Source organism: Nonomuraea ferruginea (genome assembly GCF_039540635.1).
Taxonomy (GTDB): Bacteria; Actinomycetota; Actinomycetes; order Streptosporangiales; family Streptosporangiaceae; genus Nonomuraea; species Nonomuraea ferruginea.
Genome location: NZ_BAABFD010000015.1, coordinates 222514 through 238053, shown reverse-complemented (window position 1 = coordinate 238053; position 15540 = coordinate 222514). Strand labels below are relative to the sequence as shown.

The 15540-nt window shown below is 71.0% G+C and carries 15 protein-coding genes; 4 read left to right on the top strand and 11 right to left on the bottom strand.

The features are described 5' to 3' along the window. Nucleotides 1-22: 22 nt before the first annotated feature. The 7 genes from ABD999_RS27820 to prcB all read right to left on the bottom strand — a co-directional run bounded on the left by ABD999_RS27820 (nt 23) and on the right by prcB (nt 7316). Nucleotides 23-667 (bottom strand): helix-turn-helix transcriptional regulator, encoded by a 645-nt coding sequence (locus tag ABD999_RS27820; RefSeq protein WP_271278162.1) that lies wholly within the window; start codon nt 665-667, stop codon nt 23-25. Nucleotides 668-853: 186 nt separating this feature from the next. Beyond that, a complete protein-coding gene (locus ABD999_RS27815; RefSeq protein ID WP_271278161.1) occupies nt 854-2110 on the bottom strand; it encodes an FKBP-type peptidyl-prolyl cis-trans isomerase in 1257 nt (418 codons plus the stop codon). A 516-nt stretch (nt 2111-2626) separates the two neighbouring features. After that, nucleotides 2627-3556, bottom strand: coding sequence for an FKBP-type peptidyl-prolyl cis-trans isomerase (locus ABD999_RS27810; protein ID WP_271278160.1), 930 nt, complete (start codon nt 3554-3556; stop codon nt 2627-2629). A gap of 79 nt (nt 3557-3635) precedes the next feature. Further along, complete coding sequence (gene pafA / locus ABD999_RS27805; RefSeq protein ID WP_148031426.1) at nt 3636-4994, bottom strand: Pup--protein ligase; 1359 nt, start codon at nt 4992-4994, stop codon at nt 3636-3638. A 62-nt stretch (nt 4995-5056) separates the two neighbouring features. Beyond that, on the bottom strand, nt 5057-5578 hold the full coding sequence (locus ABD999_RS27800; RefSeq protein WP_271278159.1) for a hypothetical protein: 522 nt from the start codon (nt 5576-5578) through the stop codon (nt 5057-5059). A gap of 88 nt (nt 5579-5666) precedes the next feature. After that, nucleotides 5667-6449, bottom strand: a complete 783-nt coding sequence (prcA, locus tag ABD999_RS27795; RefSeq protein WP_271278158.1) for a proteasome subunit alpha — start codon at nt 6447-6449, stop codon at nt 5667-5669. Between the two features lie 21 nt (nt 6450-6470). Continuing rightward, nucleotides 6471-7316, bottom strand: a complete 846-nt coding sequence (gene prcB, locus ABD999_RS27790; RefSeq protein WP_378525197.1) for a proteasome subunit beta — start codon at nt 7314-7316, stop codon at nt 6471-6473. A gap of 171 nt (nt 7317-7487) precedes the next feature. Here prcB and ABD999_RS27785 point away from each other — a divergent pair, with 171 nt between their 5' ends. Then, nucleotides 7488-8852: an extracellular solute-binding protein gene (locus ABD999_RS27785; protein WP_271278157.1), complete on the top strand. Its 1365-nt coding sequence runs from the start codon at nt 7488-7490 to the stop codon at nt 8850-8852. Between the two features lie 18 nt (nt 8853-8870). Next, a complete protein-coding gene (locus ABD999_RS27780) occupies nt 8871-9923 on the top strand; it encodes a DNA polymerase IV (RefSeq protein WP_271278156.1) in 1053 nt (350 codons plus the stop codon). 389 nt (nt 9924-10312) lie between these two features. Here ABD999_RS27780 and ABD999_RS27775 read toward each other — a convergent pair whose 3' ends face one another. Beyond that, on the bottom strand, nt 10313-10522 hold the full coding sequence (locus tag ABD999_RS27775; RefSeq protein ID WP_271278155.1) for a ubiquitin-like protein Pup: 210 nt from the start codon (nt 10520-10522) through the stop codon (nt 10313-10315). Between the two features lie 152 nt (nt 10523-10674). Between ABD999_RS27775 and ABD999_RS27770 the strand changes: the two genes are divergently transcribed. Beyond that, nucleotides 10675-11079 (top strand): hypothetical protein, encoded by a 405-nt coding sequence (locus ABD999_RS27770; RefSeq protein WP_271278154.1) that lies wholly within the window; start codon nt 10675-10677, stop codon nt 11077-11079. Nucleotides 11080-11091: 12 nt separating this feature from the next. Here ABD999_RS27770 and dop read toward each other — a convergent pair whose 3' ends face one another. The 3 genes from dop to ABD999_RS27755 all read right to left on the bottom strand — a co-directional run bounded on the left by dop (nt 11092) and on the right by ABD999_RS27755 (nt 14154). Next, the gene (gene dop, locus ABD999_RS27765) at nt 11092-12606 is read right to left on the bottom strand and encodes a depupylase/deamidase Dop (protein ID WP_148031420.1); all 1515 of its coding nucleotides are present in this window, start codon (nt 12604-12606) and stop codon (nt 11092-11094) included. A gap of 85 nt (nt 12607-12691) precedes the next feature. Continuing rightward, entirely contained in the window at nt 12692-13771 is a 1080-nt protein-coding gene (locus tag ABD999_RS27760) for an acyltransferase family protein (protein WP_271278153.1), read from the bottom strand. 149 nt (nt 13772-13920) lie between these two features. Next, complete coding sequence (locus ABD999_RS27755; RefSeq protein ID WP_271278152.1) at nt 13921-14154, bottom strand: hypothetical protein; 234 nt, start codon at nt 14152-14154, stop codon at nt 13921-13923. A 121-nt stretch (nt 14155-14275) separates the two neighbouring features. On the opposite strand from ABD999_RS27755, the gene ABD999_RS27750 reads away from it, so the two are divergent. Next, nucleotides 14276-15502, top strand: a complete 1227-nt coding sequence (locus ABD999_RS27750; protein ID WP_345482961.1) for a serine hydrolase — start codon at nt 14276-14278, stop codon at nt 15500-15502. The last annotated feature ends 38 nt before the right edge of the window (nt 15503-15540 follow it).

Below are 15540 nucleotides of genomic sequence, written 5' to 3'. Positions count from 1 at the left end.
AACCACTTTGCGCGCTTCTATGTCAATCTCCATTTGTTTTAGAAAGGGCGACGCAGCACTCCCCGGGCCGCGGATCCAGCCTGGCCCGCCCCGGGTCGTCGCCCAGCCCGTCGAGCAGGCCCTGGCACAGCGCCAGGTTCATGGAGCAGACGAGCAGCGGCTGTTCGTGCGAAAGGACGTGGAACGGGCAGTTGCGCATGCGCAGGCCGCCGGCGTCGGCGTACGGCTCGTAGCCGCGCTCGCGCAGCACCTCCTCGACGGGCCGGCCGCCGCGGCTCCTGCCCAGCCGCTCACCGGCCAGGCGGGCCGCCCGCTCCGCCCGCCCCTCGGCGCCGAGCTCGTCGACCACTCCGGCGAGCACGGAGGCGAGGGTGACGTAGTCGCGCGGCGGCAGGCTCACCGACCGCTCCCCCGCCGCCCTGCGGTAGACCTTCGCGGGCCGTCCGCTGCCCGGCCCCCCGCGCTCCGGCCGGCGAAAGCCGCTCTCCAGCAGCCCCGCCTCGACGAGCTTGTCGAGGTGGTGACCGGCGAGGGTGCGGGAGACGCCGGCGGCCTCCGCCGCCTCCTGCCTGCCCACCTCGCCGCCGCGGCCGGCCACCGCCTCGTACAGACTGCGCCGTACGGGATCGTGCAGCAGGGCCAGGGCATCGAGGTCGTCGTCGCTCACAGCCCGGAGTCTAGGGCCGGTGCGCGGCTTCTCGCGGACCCGCTCCAGCGTGCGGGCCCGGCCGGACTTCAGGCCCCCTACTGCTCGCGCGGCCTCGGCGTCGTGGCGCAGCGCGGGCGAGGAGGATCGACGCTCTGATCATGTACGCGCGAGAACCGGGTTCGCAGGCCGTGCCCCGGTTCGCCGTCAGTAAGCGGCGAGCACGTCGACCACGTACACGAGCGTCTCCTCCGGCCCGATCCCGAGTCCCGGCTGGCCGGTGGCGCCGTAGCCGTCGTCGGGCGGCACCACCATGGCCACCCGGCTCCCGGCGGGGACCCCGGTCAGCGCCCGGTTCCAGCCCCTGATCACGCTCCCGTCGCCGATCGTGAACGCCTCGGGACGGCCGCGTTCCCAGGTGGACGTCACGATCCGGCGGTCGCTCCAGGCCGCGGCCACGTACTGGACGACGAGCAGCCGCCCGGCCTCGACCGCGGGCCCGGTGCCGCGGCCCAGCACGGCGGCGGCGAACCCGCTCGGAGGCGCCACGTCCGGGATCGTCACCCCCGGCGCCGCCCCACCGCCGACGCTCACCCCGGCCACCGCCCCCGCGTCGGCCTCCACGGCGGCGTCCCCGGCATGCGCGCCCAGAATGTCGACCACATAGAACAGATCCACCCGCCCGCCGTCCCCCGGACGCCCCTCCACTGTCGCAGGGTCCACGCCGCCCTGACGGGCGACCACGGCGGGGCCCTCCATGACGCGGGTGGCGGCGTGAGCCGCCGGCGGCGAATCGGCCCACTGACCCGCAGCCATCGGGCCGTTCCCGGGCGCGTGCTCCCCAGCCCGATGAGCCGCCTGTGCCGCCTCAGATGGGAAGGTGACGTCCTGCGCCGCCTCAGACAGGAAGGTGACGTCCTGTGGCCCGCAGGGCCTGACGTCCTGTGGCCCGCAGGGCCTGACGTCCTGTGGCCCGCAGGGCCTGACGTCCTGTGGCCCGCAGGGCCTGACGTCCTGTGGCCCGCAGGGCCTGACGTCCTGTGGCCCGCGAGGCCTGACGTCCTGCGGGCCGCCGGGCCCTGCCGTGAAGGCGGGTCCGCCGGTCTCCGGACGACCCTTCGTCCCGGTGATGGTGGGCCCAGGGGTTCCGTCCCGCAACGGGATGGCGGCGGTCACCCGGCTGCCGGCCCTGCGGCCGCGGAGGGCGGCGTCGAGGCCCGCCGGGAGCGCGCCCAGCGGGAGCGCGGCGGGCGTGCCGCGGTTGAACGTTGATTCGACGAGCCGGTTCTCCCGGCCGTCCCACAGGTGGGCGGTGTACTGGACGACGGCCACACCCCCCGGCTCCAGCGGCGCCCCGTGACCGGTGGCCGGTTCTCCCACATGCGGTTCGGCGGGCGGCGGGCCGGCCGGGAAGGTGATCGTGGGCCGGGCTCCGAAAGACCCCGCGACCCGGGGCTCGGTCACTTCCGGTCCCGCCCCCGTACACGCGGCGAGCGCCACGAGCAGGAACGCGAGCGCGACGGCCCGGCCTCGCCGTCGCCGGTGACCCCGTGGAGGGCCCTCCTGCCGCCGTCGGGACTCCCGGGTCCCGGGCAGATCCCCGACCCTGGAGGATCCTCGCCCCCGCGGGCCCGACCACCCGGAGGTCACCGCCGTGACCTCCTCGCGCACCGGAGACTCACCCGCGAGGCGCGCCCACGCTGGAGGCGGGATGGGCGGTGGACGAACCTCGTCATCGGGGCGCTCCGGTCGCCGGTGCAGGGACCGAGTGAGGGGTGGGCAACGGGATGACCTTCCTGCGCGGGCGTGCGCGCCTCCCGAAAGACACGCGTGAGGGCTCGCACCGGGCACGAGCCCCGCGATGCTACCGCCCCGCCGGGTCACCCGTCAGCGGACGCGACGAAACGGACAAGGCGTCTCCGGAAACCACACGACGGACGCGCCCCCGTACCGAAGGAGGCACGCCCGTCGTCAGGACGGTCAGTAGGCCGACAGGACGTCCACCACGAACACCAGCGTGCTGTTGGCCGGGATGCCCTGCTGCTCCTGGGCGCCGTAGCCGAGGTCCGGCGGGATGCTCATCACCACGCGGCTGCCGACCGGCACGCCCTCCAGGCCCTTCTGCCAGCCCTGGATGACCTGCGCCAGCGGGAACGAGGCCGGCTCGCCCCGGCCCCAGCTGGAGTCGAACTCCTTGTCGGTGCCCCAGATCTTGCCGGTGTAGTGGACGCTCAGCGTGGCCCCGGCCTTGACCGGCTCGCCCTCGCCCTTGATGAGGGTCTTGACGACGAGCTCCTTGGACGGCTTGTCCTTCGTCTTCGTGGTCAGCGTCGGCGCCTTGTCGCCGCCGGGGCTCTCCACCTTGACGCCCTTGAGGGTCTCGCCGGTCTCCTTGCCGGTGGCGGCCGCGAGCGGCTTCGGCGGCGTGCCGACCACGTCCATCACGAACACCTTCGTCGCCTCCGTGGACGGCGACTGCCCCGCCGCCGGGGTGACGAGGTCGTTGGCCATGACCGCCAGCAGCCGCCCGCCGTGCTTCATCTTCGTGAAACCGTCACGCAGCAGCTGCGGGAGCTGCTCGTTCACCGGCAGGGTCTCCGGCGTCTTGGTGTCGTACGTGGAACCCTGCGCGGCGTTGTCCTTGCCGTCCCAGTTCCAGACGGAAAGGTTGACGATGAGCTGGTCGCCCGCCTTGACCGCGGGGCCGTCGCCGGTCTCCAGGACCTTGTACGACGACGTGGTGGCGGGGTCGCCGGAGGGGAAGGTCACCGTGGGCTTGGCGCCCACCTCGCCGGTGACCTTCACCCCCGCGGACCCGTCTCCGGACGCGGTCGAGGCCGTATCGGAGCCGCACGCGGCGGCGATGAAGAGCATAGGCACGGCGGCCAGAGCGGCCAGAGCGCGGCGCATGGATTTCCCTCGGGGAACGACGGTCAGATTCGCGTCACCCTACCCGAAGCCTGGTAGGCCCGAGGTAAACCGGCGCCGCTCACATGCCGGCGATCAGCTTGTCAACTCTCTCGTCCACGCTGCGGAACGGGTCCTTGCACAGCACGGTCCGCTGCGCCTGGTCGTTCAGCTTGAGGTGAACCCAGTCGACGGTGAAGTCGCGCCGCTTCTCCTGCGCCTTGCGGATGAACTCGCCGCGCAGCCGCGCCCTGGTCGTCTGCGGCGGCACCGACTTGGCCTCGAAGATCTTCAGGTCGGACGCCACCCGCTCCACCGAGCCGCGCTTCTGCAGCAGGTAGTAGAGGCCGCGCTTGCGGTGCACGTCGTGGTAGGCCAGGTCGAGCTGCGCCACCCGGGGCGACGACAGCGGCAGGTCGTACTTCTTGCGGTAGCGCTCGATCAGCTGGTATTTCGTCACCCAGTCGATCTCCCGCGACACCAGGTCGAGGTCGCCGGTCTCGACGGCGCGCAGCGTGCGCTCCCACAGCTCCAGCACCCGGTGCGCGATGGCGTCGCCGCCGCGCCGGTCGACGAAGTCCTGCGCCTTCGACAGGTATTCCTGCTGGATCTCCAGGCTGGACGCCTCGCGCCCGTTGGCCAGCCGCACCCGCCGCCGGCCGGTCATGTCGTGCGACACCTCCCGGATGGCCCTGATCGGGTTCTCCAGCGTCAGGTCGCGCATCACCGTGCCGGCCTCGATCATGCGCAGCACCAGGTCGGTCGCGCCGACCTTGAGCAGCATGGTGGTCTCGCTCATGTTCGAGTCGCCGACGATGACGTGCAGGCGGCGGAACCGCTCGGCGTCGGCGTGCGGCTCGTCGCGGGTGTTGATGATCGGCCGGGACCGGGTGGTGGCCGACGAGACGCCCTCCCAGATGTGCTCGGCCCGCTGCGAGACGCAGTAGACGGCGCCGCGCGGCGTCTGCAGCACCTTGCCGGCGCCGCAGATGATCTGCCGGGTCACCAGGAACGGGATGAGGACGTCGGCCAGCCGTCCGAACTCGCCGTGTCTGCCCACGAGGTAGTTCTCGTGGCAGCCGTAGGAGTTGCCCGCCGAGTCGGTGTTGTTCTTGAACAGATAGATGTCCCCGGCGATGCCTTCTTCGCGCAGCCGCTTCTCGGCGTCGACCAGAAGGCCCTCCAGGATCCGCTCACCCGCCTTGTCGTGGGTGACCAGCTCGATGACGTTGTCACACTCGGGGGTTGCGTATTCAGGATGGCTGCCCACGTCGAGGTAGAGGCGTGCGCCGTTGCGGAGGAAGACGTTGCTCGATCGGCCCCAGGACACGACCCGCCGGAACAGGTAGCGCGCGACCTCGTCGGGGGACAGCCTGCGCTGCCCCCTGAACGTGCAGGTCACGCCGTACTCGTTCTCCAGCCCGAAGATGCGACGATCCATCACCTCACACTATGCCCACGGATGGGGAAGCGGGAGAGATCTCCGCCTGGTGTTTTCCGGCGTCAGGGCGTGAAGATCTCCTGGACCTTCACGATCTGGCCCTTGTGGACGGTGATGAGGGCCGGTCGCTCGCCCCGCTGGGCCCGCTTGATGAGGTCGGCGCGCGAGCAGCGTTTGCTGCCCAGACCGGTCCGGCGGTCGACGGTCAGGCCGGTCATCTTGTGGCCGCAGCCCAGCGCGGACAGGAAGACCACCTTCCGGGCGATGGGCGAGGCGTAGACGCGCACGTCGCCTTCCGGCGGGCCCACGAACCGGCCCTCGGTGACCTTGCCCTTCTTCCACCTGATGGGTTCGTACTCGGCCACGCCGCCGCTCACGTGGGTGATCCAGCCGCGCAGGATGCCGTTGTGGCGCGGCCGCGGCGACCTGGTGAAGTCGTGCTTCGGGTCGGCCTGGAAGGAAGTGCCGAAGATCTTGGGCGCTCTGTAGCGCGGGGCGGCGGCTGCCTCGGCCGCCGCGGAGGACGTCAGGAGGATGGCCGCGGCGGCGCCGCCGGCGAGAAGGCTGCGGATCGTCGTGTTCACGGACCATAGGATGGCCGATCGCGCGCCGCGGTTCGACGCCCCCGGCGTGATCCACCTCACACCGGGGGTTGTCGTACGAAACCGGCCGCTACAGGGGGGACGAGCCGTCGTCGACCGGGCCGTCGGGGCCCGTCGGCGGCGGCTTCTCGTCCGACTCCGTCGCCGGAGGCTCTTCGGCGGGCGGCGGCGGGGCCGACGCCAGCAGCCGGTCGAGCTGGGCGCCCGCCAGCCGCTTGAACTTGCGGTGCTCGCGGTTGCGGTCGAGCACCGCGACCTCCAGCTGCTCCACCGGCGGCCGCTCGCCGCCCGGCTCGGTCAGCGCCTTCAGCGCCACCTCCAGCGCGTCGGACAGCGACATCGACTCGCGGTAGTGCTCCTTGAGCCGGCCGAGCACCGCGTCGGCCTGGCCGCCCATCGCGGCGAAGCCGTGCTCGTCGAAGACCGAACCGTCGAACGTCAGCCGGTAGATCGCGTCGCCCTCGGGCCCGTCGCCCACCTCGGCGACCACGACCTCCACCTCCAGCGACTTGATCGACTCGGTGAAGATGCGGCCGAGGTTGGAGGCGTACAGGTTGGCCAGGCCGCGGCCGGTCACGTCGGAGCGGTCGTAGGAGTAGCCGTTGATGTCGGCGTAGCGGATGCCGCCCAGCCGCAGCTCCTCGAACTCGTTGTAGCGGCCGACGGCGGCGAACCCGATGCGGTCGTAGATCTCGCTGATCTTGTGGAGGGCGCGTGACGGGTTGGGCGCCACGAACAGGATGCCGTCGACGTACTGCAGCACGACCACGGAACGGCCCCGCGCGATGCCCTTGCGCGCGTAGTCCGCCTTGTCCCGCATGATCTGCTCAGGGGACGCATATCCGAAAGGCATGGACACGACTGAGGGTCCTTTCTAGCGCAGCGGGGCGATGGGGCCGTCGGGGGAGATCAGGCGCTCGTCGAGCATCTGCCGCACGTAGCCGGACACCTGCTCATCGGTCAGCCGGCGGAAACCGTCGGCGTCGATCAGCGACACGATGGGGAAGATCTTCCGCGTCATGTCGGGCCCGCCGGTCGCCGAGTCGTCGTCGGCGGCGTCGTACAGAGCCTGGATGAGCACCATCGTGATGTCGTCGGCCGGCGCCCCCTCGCGGTAGAGCTTCTTGAGCGCGCCGCGCGCGAAGATCGAACCGGAGCCGATCGCGTCGAACCGCTCCCGCTCGTAAGGACCGCCCGCCACGTCGTAACTGAAGATCCGCCCCTCGTCGCGGTCGGGGTCGTAGGCGGCGAACAGCGGCACCACCACCAGCCCCTGCATCGCCATCGCCAGGTTGCCGCGGATCATCGTGGCCAGCCGGTTGGCCTTGCCCTTCACCGACATCGTGCGGCCTTCGAGCTTCTCGTAGTGCTCCAGCTCCACGCGGTAGAGCCGGGCCATCTCGATGCCGGTCGAGGCCGTGCCGGCGATGCCCATGCACGAGTAGTCGTCGGTCCGGAAGACCTTCTCCACGTCGCGCTGGGAAATGATGTTGCCGGACGTGGCGCGCCGGTCGCCGGCCATTATCACCCCGCCGGCGAACGTCGCCGCCACGATCGTGGTCGCGTGCGGAACCTGGTCGCCGATCGGCGTAGCCAGCACCTCGTCTCTGCGGGGCAGCAACTCCGGCGCGTACGCGCTCACGAAATCGGTGAACGAGGAACTTCCGGTGTTCTGGAAAAGCTGGCTCACCAAGCCGGTGGGCAGATCCCTCTTCGCCACGCGACTCCCTCCCAACATTCAGTGTTCCTGTGCCGACCCTACTGTTGTTGCGTCGCTGTCTGCACTTCCCACGATCAGCTCAGGGCGAACCGTTCATCAGATCGTTTCTTTACGCCCCGCATCGCCCGTGCGATTGTCGGTATGTCCGCACGTCCTGAACAGGAGGACGCCATGCGCATGCCCCGCCTGCCCGTGCTCATCGCCGTCGCCGGCCTGGCGCTCGCCTCCTGCGGCACCGGCGCCCCCGCCGAGGGCGGCACCGTCACCCTCACCATCGCCGCCAACTCGATCTCCGGCGGCAAGAACTCGGAATCCGCCGACTGGATCAAGAACTGGGTCATCCCCGAGTTCGAGAAGACCCACCAGAACGTCAAGGTGCTCTTCCAGCCCAGCGGCGTCGACGACGAGCAGTACAAGACGAAGCTCGCCCTGGACCTCAAGTCCGGCGCCGGGGCGGACGTCATCGACGTCGACGGCATCTGGGTCGGCGAGTTCGCCCAGGCCGGCTACATCAAGCCGCTCGCCGAGGTCGGCGGGGCCGCGGTCGACTCCTGGGAGGGCTGGTCCCAGATCCCGCAGGCGGTGCAGGGGCTGGGCATCTTCGACGGCAAGAAGTACGGGCTGCCGCAGGGCACCGACGGCCGCGTCCTGTTCTACAACAAGACCCTGTTCGGCAAGGCCGGCCTGCCCGCCGACTGGCAGCCCGCGAGCTGGCAGGACATCATCGACGCCGGCGAGAAGCTGAAGGCGGCGGGCGTGCCCACGCCCATCCAGATCAACGCCGGCACCGCCATGGGCGAGGCCACCACCATGCAGGGCGTCCTCCCCCTGCTCGCCGGCGCGGGCGCCGAGATCTACAGCCAGGGCAAGTGGACCGGCGCCTCCCAGGCGATGAAGGACGTGCTCGGCTTCTACGAGCGGATCTACGGCGGCAGCGGCCTCGGCGACCCCAAGCTGCAGCAGGAGGCCAAGGGCCGCGACAAGTCCTTCACCCAGTTCGCCGACGGCAAGATCGCCATCCTGCTCGAAGGCGACTACTTCTGGCGTTCCGTCATCGAGCCCAACGCCGGCGTCGCCCCCATGAAGGACCGCGACCAGGTCGTCGGCTACGCGAGGATCCCCGCCAAGGAGCCCGGCGCCGGCATCCGCGGCCAGGACCACGCCAGCATGTCGGGCGGCGCCGTCCGCGTGCTCAACCCCCGCTCCGCCGACCCGCGGCTCGCCTGGGAACTGCTCGCGTTCATGCACTCCGCGGCCGCCACCGAGTCGCAGCTCGCCGGCCAGGTGCGCATCAGCTCCCGCACCGACGTCAACGACGAGGTGCTCGCCGGGGACCCGATGCTCGGGTACATCGCCGACGAGGTGCTGCCCATCACCGCCTACCGGCCCGGCCTCGCCGTCTACCCGCAGGTGTCGGTCGCGCTGCAGGAGGCCACCGCCGACATCGTCTCCGGCCGGAGCGCCGACGAGGCCGCCGCCGCCTACCAGGCGAAACTGGAAGAACTCGCCGGGGGCGCCGCCAACGTCAGCGGCTGACCCGCCGATACTGGACCCATGAGGACCTGGGTCCTGCACGTCGACCTCGACCAGTTCATCGCCGCCGTCGAGTTGCTGCGCCACCCCGAGCTGCGCGGCCGGCCCGTGGTCGTGGGCGGCGACGGCGACCCCACCCGGCCCCGGACGGTCGCCGCGACCGCCACCTACGAGGCCCGCGCCCGCGGAGTCCACTCCGGCACGCCCCTGCGCACCGCGCTGCGCCGCTGCCCCGACGCCGTCTTCCTGCCCAGCGACCCGCCCGCCTACGAGGCCGCCTCCGCCCGCGTCATGGCCGTCCTGCGCGACTTCCCCGCCGACGTCGAGGTCTGGGGCTGGGACGAGGCCTTCCTAGGCGTCCGCACCGACGACCCGGAAGCCCTCGCCCGCGACATCCAGCGAGCCGTACGCGAACGCACCGAGCTTTCGTGCTCCGTCGGCATCGGCGACAACAAGCACCAGGCCAAACTCGCCTCCGGCTTCGCCAAACCCGCCGGAGTGCACCGCCTCACCGGCGACACCTGGGCCGAGCAGATGAACCACCGGCCCACGGACGCCCTGTGGGGCATCGGCGCCAAGACCGCCGGGAAACTCGCCGAGCTCGGCCTGCGCACCGTCGCCGAGCTGGCCGCCGCCGATCCCGCGGGCCTCGCCGGCCGCTTCGGCCCCACGAACGGCCCCTGGCTGCGCTATCTCGCCCTCGGCAAGGGCGAGGCCGAGGTCGTCACCACCCCGTGGATCCCGCGTGGCCACAGCCGCGAGACCACCTACCGGGAGGACCTCACCGACCCCGCCGAGATCGCCGCCCAAATCTCCGGACTCGCCCGCCAGGTCACCGCCGACGCCGCCGGAGCGGGCCGCGCCATCATCCGCGTCACCGTCAAGGTCCGTTTCGCCCCGTTCCTCACCCGGACCCGCCAGACGACGCTCCCCTCCCCCACCACGGACCCCGGGACCGTCACCGGCGCCGCCCTCGACGCCCTCGCCCGCTTCGACCTGAGCCGCCCCGTACGCCTCCTCGGCGTCGGCGCCGCCTACCAGATGCCCGCCCGGACCCGCACCGCGTCCCCGTAGAACGCCGGCCTCGCCGTCTCCTCAGCCGGGGCCGGACCCGGCACCCCGACTGCCCCGGACCCGGCCCGTCCGGTGGCAGTGGTCGACGGCGGAGCGTGCGCTCGGGTTGCCGTAGCGGTGTTTCAGCAGGTGGTCGTGCCGGCTGTCATGATCCTTGATCTCGCGCATCGCTTCGGTAGGGCGAGGCGGGCAGCAGGCCCGCTGCGCTCGCGACAGCTCTGGGTGGACCGTTTCCGGAAGCAGACTTTGGGGTGGCGCGCCCGCCCGTCGGGCACGCGTTCGTTCAGCCCGACTGCGGAGAGGCCCGGGGCCTCTCCGCAGTCGGAGCAGCGCTTACATCCTTCCGGTGGTTCCACCCGTTCGCACTCCTTGTCGATGTCCGCCTGGGCCTACTCTCCGCCCTTCTGGACGTAGCTCCGCACGAATTCCTCCGCGTTCTCTTCGAGGACCTCGTCGATCTCGTCCAGAATCGCGTCGACGTCGTCCGTGAGCTTCTCCTGGCGCTCCTGGACGTCCGGCGCCGCGGAGGCCTCGGTCTCCTCGATCTCGGACTCGCGCCGGCCGGTCTGCTTCTGCCCGCCGGTGTCCTTCGTAGCCATGCCCTACCTCCATGTGCGGGGGACTGCCTCTCAGTCCATATCTTCCCCGAACGGCCCGACATTTCGCGCCGATCGTCCCCTGACCTTACCCGCTTGACTGGATAGCGCTGCTATCTAATACTGGGACCCTCGATGACACAGGAGGTTCTGAGATGTCCCCCGCTTCACTCAGCACGGCAGGCGTGCTGCTCATCACGGTGCCGACCATCGCCTTCGGCGGTGTGACGCTGCTGCGGTTCCTGATGCGGAACGTTCCCGGCTATCTCGACAACCCGGTGCGGCGCGGTCTGTGGCGGGCCGGGCACGCGCATGCGGGCGTGCTGGTGCTCTTCAGCCTGGTGGCGATGCTGTACGTGGACCAGGCGGCGCTGTCGGACCCGGTGAAGGGGCTGGTGCGCCTGTCGATCGTGGCGGCGCCGATCCTGATGCCGCTGGGGTTCTTCCTGTCGGTGGTGCGGCCCGGCGACACCAAGCCGAACAAGCTGATCTACCTGACGTTCCTGGGCGGCGCGTCGCTCGCGGCGGGGACGCTGACGCTGGGCGTCGGGCTGGTGTAGCCCGACGCCCCGCTACTCACCGCCGGTGAGGGCGGCGACGAGGTCGGCCGCGGTGCGGCAGCGGTCGAAGAGCTCTCCGACGTGGGCCTTGGTGCCGCGCAGGGGCTCCAGGGTGGGGACGCGCTGGAGGGACTCCCTGCCCGGGATGTCGAAGATGACGGAGTCCCAGGAGGCGGCGGCGACGGCCTCGCTGTACTGCCGCAGGCAGCGGCCGCGGAAGTAGGCGCGGGTGTCGCTGGGCGGATGCTCGACGGCCCGCTGGACCTCGTCCTCGGTGATCAGCCGTTGGATGCGGCCGCGGGCGACGAGCCGGTTGTAGAGGCCCCGGTCGGGCCGGATGTCGGAGTATTGCAGGTCGACGAGCTGGAGCCGGGGGTGCGACCAGGCCAGGCCGTCGCGGCTGCGGTAGCCCTCGAGGAGCTCGAGTTTGGCGACCCAGTCGAGCTCCCTGGACAGCTGCATGGGGTCTTCGGCGAGGCGGGTGAGCACGGACTCCCAGCGGTCGAGGATGTCCTTGTTCATCTCGTCCTGCGCGGTCTCGCGTTCCTCGACGTACTTGCGCGCCTGTTCGAGGTACTCCATCTGCAGCTGGACGGCGGTGAGCTTGCGGCCGTCGCGCATGGCGATCTCGTAGCGGCAGGACGGGTCGTGGGAGACGGCGCGCAGGGCCTGGACGGGGTTCTCGACGGTGAGGTCGCGGGTGAGGAAGCCGTCTTCGATCATGGCGAGGACGAGCGCGGTCGAGCCCAGCTTCAGGTAAGTGGAAATCTCCGACATGTTGGCGTCGCCGATGATGACGTGCAGCCGCCGGTACTTCTCCGGGTCGGCGTGCGGCTCGTCGCGCGTGTTGATGATCGGCCGCTTGAGCGTGGTCTCCAGGCCCACCTCGACCTCGAAGAAGTCGGCCCGCTGGCTGATCTGGAAGCCTTCGCCGCGTGAGTCCTGGCCGATGCCGACCTTGCCGGCGCCGACCACGACCTGCCGGGAGACGAAGAACGGGGTCAGGTGGCGGACGATGTCGGCGAACGGCGTCGCCCGCCGCATGAGGTAGTTCTCATGGCAGCCGTAGCTGGCGCCCTTGGCGTCGGTGTTGTTCTTGTAGAGCTGGATGGGGGCGTTGGAGGGGATGGCGCCGGCCCGCTGCGCGGCGTCGTACATGACGCGTTCGCCGGCCTTGTCCCAGATGACGGCGGCGCGTGGGTTGGTGCACTCCGGCGTCGAGTATTCAGGGTGCGCGTGGTCGACGTAGAGCCTGGCCCCGTTGGTGAGGATGACGTTGGCGAGGCCGAGGTCCTCGTCGGTCAGCTGGCTGGGGTCGGCGACCTCTCTGGCGAGGTCGAACCCTCTGGCGTCGCGCAGCGGGTTCTCCTCCTCGAAGTCCCACCGCGCCCTGCGCGCCTTGGCCGCGGAGGCGGCCAGGTACGCGTTGACCACCTGCGAGGAGGTCACCATCGCGTTGGCGCCTGGCTGACCGGGTACGGAGATGCCGTACTCGGTCTCGATGCCCATCACCCGACGCACCGTCATGCGCACCCTCTGTTCGTCCGGATCTGTCTATCCGCCGTTTATATGCCCGAGCCTATGCCCTTCACAGTGCCCCAGGGTCACAGAGTTATGGCACCGACGTCTTTTCCACCTCTACCACGGGCGCGGCCGTGCTCACGGATGCCCGGCGGGGCTTGAGTATGCGCTGGATGGGACGTTCGGCGAACGCGTAGACCGCGTACGACACGACGATGGCCACGACGGTGGTGATGACCGCGGTGGCCCACGGCGGCAGGTCGCCGACGAGGAGCGGCACGAGCGCGGCGGCGATCACGGAGTGGAACAGATAGAGCGGGTACGTGGTCGCGCCGAGCGCGGTGAGCGCGGGACGGGCGCGCAGGCGCAGCAGGCCGAGGGCGACGAGCGCCATGACCAGGTAGATCAGCGTCATGGTGATGACGACGCTGACGTCGGTGACGGGCATGTTCTTGAAACCCGCGAGCTCGATCCGGCCGTGCACGCGTTCCAGCGCCGCGTGCAGGGACATGCCGTACGAGGCCGCGACGTAGATCCAGGGCAGCCAGGCGCTGCCCTGCTTGTGGATGAGGTAGAGGGCCATGCCCGCCACGAAGTAGGGCGCGTACCGGGGCATGAGGATCTCGTTGAGCACCGGGTTGCCGAGGAGTTCGGCGCCGAGCGCGGCGACGAGCCAGACGCCGCAGAAGACGAGCACCCGGCCGTAGGTGACACCGGCCACGACCAGGATGGTGATGAGCAGGTAGAAGCGGAGCTCGGCCCAGAGCGACCAGTAGACGCCGGAGGCGTCGCCGATCTTGAACAGCCGCTGGAACATGGTGGCGTTGACCAGATACTCGCCGGTGGAGAGCTTGGGGTCGAGCGCCTTGGTGCTGGTGAGGCCGTAGACGCCGGCGACGGCGAGGAGGCTGAGCCAGTAGGCGGGGTAGAGCCTGACGAGGCGGGAGCGGGCGAACGAGCCGAGGCCGCGCCCCCAGATGGTCATGAGGATGACGAAACCGCTGATGATGAAGAACAGCTCGACGCCGAGGATGCCTAACCCGGCGATGGGGGCGAGGGCGGGGAACAACTCGGCGGGCCGGTCGCCCCAGACGGACGCGTAGGCCACGAGGTAGTGGAAGGCCAGCACGGCCAGGGCGGCGATGAAGCGCAGGAGGTCGAGCTCGGCCAACCGGCCGTCCCCACGAGCATGCTTCGGCCGGTTCTGTTGGTGCATGGGGACTTGGACGCCCCAGTGATCATTCCGGTTCCCTCCTTTCACATCCGTCACAGAGATGTTTTCTTAGCCCAAGTCGCGGTAAGCGGTCGCGATCGCCGGGGTCAGGCGCGTACCTGGTCACCCTGCGCTCTGAGCCCGCCAGGTCCGCTGAGACGTGATCGTGCGGCCTTCGCGCCGGGGTCCGGCGGCGTGCACGCGGCTCGGCCGCCGTGGCCCGCCGTGTTCTCCCAGCCGGGCACCCCGTCACTGATCGCCCGTACGGACTCCATGCCTTCGGCGCGCAGTTCCGGAGATCCGCTGTCGCCGCCATCGCGGTGGACCAGGTGGTTTCGCATGGCCGTCACCGGGGTGGCGGACGGCGCCACCTGCTGCGGGCCCGCGCCTGGTGGTGACGGCCGGTGAGGTGGCCGTCCGGGACAATGTGGTCACCCCGCCCGACCCGGAAGGCTCAGCACCATGACTCCACCCGACCACCCCGTCCGCACGCCCGTCCCATCGTGGGAGGAGGCCGCCGAGGTTCTCCGGACGGCCGCCTCCGCCGTGGAGGCAGCGGACGGCGCCGATCTCACCGTGGCGGCCGCGGCGCGCGGCGACACCACCGCGCTCGCCACGGCCCTGGAGCGCATAGCGGCCGCCTGCCCCGGCACGCTCGCCGTCTCCGTCCGCGCCATCACCACGCTCCCGCCCCCCGGATCGCCCCCCAGCCCAGGACGAACCGCCCCCACCTTCACAACCCCAGCACACACCGACCTCTCCGCCGCGGCCTCAGCCCACGCCGACCCCTTCGTCACGGGCTCAGCACACCCCGGCCTCTCCCCCGCAGGCTCAGCACACACCGGTTCCACCGCCGTAGGTGCGGCCCGCACCGGCCCCTCTCTCGCGTCGTCGGCTCAGGCCGAACTCTCCGTTTCAGGCAGGGTGCACGCCGGGGTCTCCGGCATGGGGCCGGGGAGCCGGGTGGACGCGGGGCTCTCGGCGCTGGCCTGGCGTGAGGACGTGGAGCTGCCGCTGGCCAGTGTGGGCAAGGTGCTGCTGCTGGCCGAGGTGGCGATGGGCATCGACGGTGGCGTCCTGGACCCGGACGAGCCAGTGTCCCTGCATGACGACGACTACTGCGGCGGGTCGGGGCTGCTGCCCGGACTGTCCGCGCGGACGTGGACGGTCGGCGACCTGGCCCTGCTCACGGCGTCGGTGAGCGACAACACCGCGACGAACGCGCTGCTGCGCCGCATCGGCCTGGACCGGGTGAACGCCGCCGCCGCGGCGCTCGGGCTGACCCACACTCGCCTGCTGGACCGGATCCGTGAGCCTCGCGGCCCCGAGCATCCGCCGGCCTTCGCCCTGGGCACCGCCGGTGAGCTGGCGGGCCTGGCGGCGCTGCTGTCCGGCCCGGAGGGGTGGCAGGTGCTGATGCGCGGGTGGATGCTGGCCAACACCGACCACGGCCTGGTGCCCGCCTTCATGGGGCATGACCCGGAGGGCGGCCGGCTGGCCAACAAGACGGGCACCGACGACGGCGTCCGCGCCGATGTGGGCATCCTGGGCCCTGTCGCCTATGCGGTCCTGGCATCCGGCCCGCCGGGCTCCGACCACGGCCTCGTGCGGGCCGTCCGCCAGGCGGGCGCCCTCATCACCGCGGCGTCCCGTACGCTCCCCTGGCCCGCCGGTCCGGAGAGGGGCTAGCCCACGACAGGAGCCGCCGACCGGCGTTTCGACGCGGC

What these genes read in the sequence shown, in the direction of transcription:
- pafA (WP_148031426.1), bottom strand. Translation starts at nt 4,994, where the DNA reads ATGGATCGTCGCATCTTCGGGCTGGAGAACGAGTACGGCGTGACCTGC.
- ABD999_RS27755 (WP_271278152.1), bottom strand. Translation starts at nt 14,154, where the DNA reads ATGCGAAACCACCTGGTCCACCGCGATGGCGGCGACAGCGGATCTCCG.
- dop (WP_148031420.1), bottom strand. Translation starts at nt 12,606, where the DNA reads ATGACGGTGCGTCGGGTGATGGGCATCGAGACCGAGTACGGCATCTCC.
- ABD999_RS27780 (WP_271278156.1), top strand. Translation starts at nt 8,871, where the DNA reads ATGAGGACCTGGGTCCTGCACGTCGACCTCGACCAGTTCATCGCCGCC.
- ABD999_RS27750 (WP_345482961.1), top strand. Translation starts at nt 14,276, where the DNA reads ATGACTCCACCCGACCACCCCGTCCGCACGCCCGTCCCATCGTGGGAG.
- ABD999_RS27810 (WP_271278160.1), bottom strand. Translation starts at nt 3,556, where the DNA reads ATGCGCCGCGCTCTGGCCGCTCTGGCCGCCGTGCCTATGCTCTTCATC.
- ABD999_RS27770 (WP_271278154.1), top strand. Translation starts at nt 10,675, where the DNA reads ATGTCCCCCGCTTCACTCAGCACGGCAGGCGTGCTGCTCATCACGGTG.
- ABD999_RS27785 (WP_271278157.1), top strand. Translation starts at nt 7,488, where the DNA reads ATGCGCATGCCCCGCCTGCCCGTGCTCATCGCCGTCGCCGGCCTGGCG.
- prcA (WP_271278158.1), bottom strand. Translation starts at nt 6,449, where the DNA reads ATGCCTTTCGGATATGCGTCCCCTGAGCAGATCATGCGGGACAAGGCG.
- ABD999_RS27775 (WP_271278155.1), bottom strand. Translation starts at nt 10,522, where the DNA reads ATGGCTACGAAGGACACCGGCGGGCAGAAGCAGACCGGCCGGCGCGAG.